Here is a 3,434-nt window from a genome sequence, read left to right as displayed (position 1 = left end):
TTTATCTTCGGATTAAAGTCACAGATTGACATGCTCCCTCTATTAGTTTACATTTCAAAGTGTAAACTATGAAAAATGGAGGTACACGCATGAAAGCGACGGCTAAAGATCTCAGATTTCACTCAAAAGAGCTACTCGGCACAGTCAAGCGGGGCGAGGAGGTTGTCATAACCTTTCGTGGCAGGCCTTGTGCCAAACTTGTTCCCTACAAGGAAAAAGATGAGGAACCCATACAAAACCAATTGTTTGGAATCTGGAAAGATAGTGATATGGTCCGGGATGTGGACGAATATGTCAGGGGGTTAAGAAAAGGAAGAGGATAGTGCTGCGCTCCCAAAGGTTCTTCCCACAGAGTTGGCGATTTAAATACCTGGACGGCAATAATCGAGTGACGAACAAGAAATGACGAATGACGAGAAAGAAAAATATAATCTTGAAGCACGTCTCATCGATTTTGCCGTCAGAATTATTCACGTAGCAGAATCCTTATCTAAAACAAAAGCAGGAAATCACATTGCCGGGCAACTTATAAGGTGTGGTACATCTCCGGCTCCTAATTATGGTGAAGCTCAAGATGCGGAATCTCGTGCTGACTTTGTCCATAAAATGAAAATATCTTTGAAAGAACTGCGTGAAACGAGGATATGGTTGCTTATCATTGGAAAAGCTAACTTGTTAAAACAGGCATCAAAACTTGAGCCATTAATTGATGAAAGCAGTCAATTAATTTCAATTTTTGTGGCTAGTGTTAAAACTGCTAAAAAAAATAAAAGAAAAAATTCGTAACTCGTAATTTGGCGGTTTGATATTCGATTGTTTGAAGTAGCCCTTGTCGGGCTGGCAATAATCGAATGACGAACAAGAAATAACGTATGACGAGTGAAACAGGGCGTTTAATCTTGAAGCGTCTCAAAGAAAAAATCGTAACTCGTAACTTGTCTGTTGGATTTTGTATATCAAAATTCGGTCAACTTGTTTTTCGAAAATTCGAGAATGAAAGTTTGAGACGGTGTACTCAATGATTGTCGATACTGATGTTATCACCTGGTATATGAAAGGGAATGAAAAGGCATATAAAACAATTGAAAATTTAGGTAAATTTTTTATTTCTGTCGTTACCTACATGGAGTTGGTCCAAGGCATGCGAAGCAATAATGAGCTGAATACTTTTCGTAGGGCGCTCTATGGGTGGAAATCGAAAATTCTATATATTTCAGAAGATATATCCGTTAAAGCCATGTTCTTCGTCGAACAACACTATCTAAGCCATTCTGTTCAATTGGCTGATGCTTTGATAGGTGCTACGGCAATTGCCTACGGATTGCCCATCCTGACCGGTAATGACAAACATTATAAAATAATTAAAGACTTACAAATCAAAAAATTTCGCTCATAATCGGTCGATATTCAAGGATCGATTGTATCGATTTTGAATCGATTGTGACAGAAAGTCGACAATCCTTGGGGGCAAAACGCTTAAAATCATTGGTTTAATGGGGACGTTGAGATGAAGATGGTGATGAATAAATTGATTCTGACTATTAGTCTTTGTTTGATATATGTCATGACGGGGTGTGGCGGCGGAGGCGGCGACGGAACCCTGCAGTCGACCAACGTGCCACCGGTGGCCGATGCCGGTGCGGATCAGTTCACCTATGATGCCGCTGTCGTTATCCTGGCCGGCACCGCTTTGGATACCGACGGCATCGTCCAATCCCAGCAATGGGAGCAGACCGGCGGCACGACGGTCCTTTTGGATGATCCGACGAGATCGGATCCTAGCTTCACGGCACCGTCGGCAACCGGGACATTGACCTTCAGCTACACCGTGACTGACGACGCGGGGGCCCAGCATACCGATACGGTCGCCGTGTATGTAAGCGAGGTTTTGTTCTCGGATTCATTTGATGGTTCCTCCAGCCTGGCAAGCTGGACGTTCGTCGACGATACAGGCAATACGCCGTCCTGGCAGGTTTCTCTCGGCGAGCTGTACCAGTCGGAAAATGTGGCCACCAGTCCTTTTCTGACCACCTATCACCGCGGAACCTTTGCCTACCTCAATGGTTCGGCCTTCACCGGGAGCACGTCATTCCGCTTCAGCGTGGACATCACCCCGCGAACTAATAACGGCGGTACGCGTGATGGAAATGATGTCGGCATCATGTTTCCCTACAACGCCACCACTTATTATCGTTTGTCGATGAATTCACGCTTTGGTTTTACCCGCCTGGAAAGAAAGAATGGGACTGGCTTTACCACGCTGGCCGTGAATTCAATCGGGTACATCGAGGGCCAACCCATGACCCTCACCGTTGAAGTCAACCAGGATACGATCATGGTCTGGATCGATGATGATGATCCCCTGTTTGTCGAATCGAATCTTTCCATTTCGCCAGGGACTGTCGCCCTTTACTGTCAGGACAGCGTCAGCTTCGACAATGTGGTTATTTCCGAAAACTCCCCGCAACCCATGGTGGCTGTGGCCTCGCCCCTGGCGCATTCCATCGCGTTGACCCGCGACGATGGGGATGCGTTGACCGTCGAGGCGGTGGTGCTCAACCCACCGGTGGGCAGCCAGGTGGTCTTCAGCCTGGATGGCGGTGCGGAGACGTCGGCCACGGTGGTTTCGGGCAACCGTTACACCACCCTGTTCCCAGCCGTTGCCACCGGTGAGCACGAGATCGCAGCTATTTTGAAAGACGCGCAGAACCAGGAAGTGCATCGTGACACCAACACCGTTGTCGGTGTCGGCGGGGATTACTTCATCGCTGTGGGGGACAGCATTACCGACGGCATCGGTGACGAGAACCCGAACAACAACTTTTCAATGGATGGCCGAATCGTTGCCAGGCAGGGCTTCGAGGCGCCGCTGAGCGATGAACTGATGGATGCCGGATCGCCTCCCCGGATCGTTTTCAACGAAGGCGTACCGGGCGCCCATGCCGCCGATCTGGATGGGGACCCGATTGATGCCATCCTGGAGCGCCACCCGCGGGCCAATGCGATGCTGCTGCTGATCGGGACCAATGATGCACCAGACAACATTTCAGCCGATGCGTATGAATCGTCGGTGAGAAATATTGTCAACACGGCCCTGACCGATGTCGCACGGGCTCACATTGCCCTTATTCCGCCGAGGTACGATGACGCCGGCAACCTCGAATTCGACACGCTAATCCAAGGGTATAACGGCAGAATCGCGCTGATTGCGGCCACCAGCGACAACGTATATCTGGGTCCGGACCTCTATGCGGCTTTCCTGGGGGAATACAACAATAGCAACCTGTATACACCGCCGGATGGCATCCATCCCAACGATGCCGGCTACCAGGTCATGGCCGAGGATTGGGCGACGATCCTGCTTGCAACGCCTTGATAAAAAAAGGGATTCGGTTGGTTGTGCAGCCGCCGGCCTTACACGGTTGGGCGCGGAA

The 3,434-nt window shown here is 49.1% G+C and carries 4 protein-coding genes; all 4 read left to right on the top strand.

Features of this window, described 5'->3' with window-relative positions:
* Positions 1–89: 89 nt before the first annotated feature.
* The 4 genes from ABYV26_RS23200 to ABYV26_RS23185 all read left to right on the top strand — a co-directional run bounded on the left by ABYV26_RS23200 (position 90) and on the right by ABYV26_RS23185 (position 3,376).
* Positions 90–323, top strand: a complete 234-nt coding sequence (locus tag ABYV26_RS23200) for a type II toxin-antitoxin system Phd/YefM family antitoxin (protein WP_372683728.1) — start codon at positions 90–92, stop codon at positions 321–323.
* Between the two features lie 79 nt (positions 324–402).
* A complete protein-coding gene (locus ABYV26_RS23195) occupies positions 403–786 on the top strand; it encodes a four helix bundle protein (protein ID WP_372683727.1) in 384 nt (127 codons plus the stop codon).
* Between the two features lie 232 nt (positions 787–1,018).
* Entirely contained in the window at positions 1,019–1,396 is a 378-nt protein-coding gene (locus ABYV26_RS23190) for a type II toxin-antitoxin system VapC family toxin (protein WP_372683726.1), read from the top strand.
* Positions 1,397–1,564: 168 nt separating this feature from the next.
* On the top strand, positions 1,565–3,376 hold the full coding sequence (locus tag ABYV26_RS23185) for a GDSL-type esterase/lipase family protein (RefSeq protein WP_372683725.1): 1,812 nt from the start codon (positions 1,565–1,567) through the stop codon (positions 3,374–3,376).
* Positions 3,377–3,434 lie beyond the last annotated feature (58 nt).

Origin of the sequence: Desulfosarcina sp. (genome assembly GCF_041551955.1) — a bacterium.
Taxonomy (GTDB): Bacteria; Desulfobacterota; Desulfobacteria; order Desulfobacterales; family Desulfosarcinaceae; genus Desulfosarcina.
Note: the sequence above shows the minus strand (reverse complement) of the source record. Positions and strands in the feature narration are given on the sequence as shown.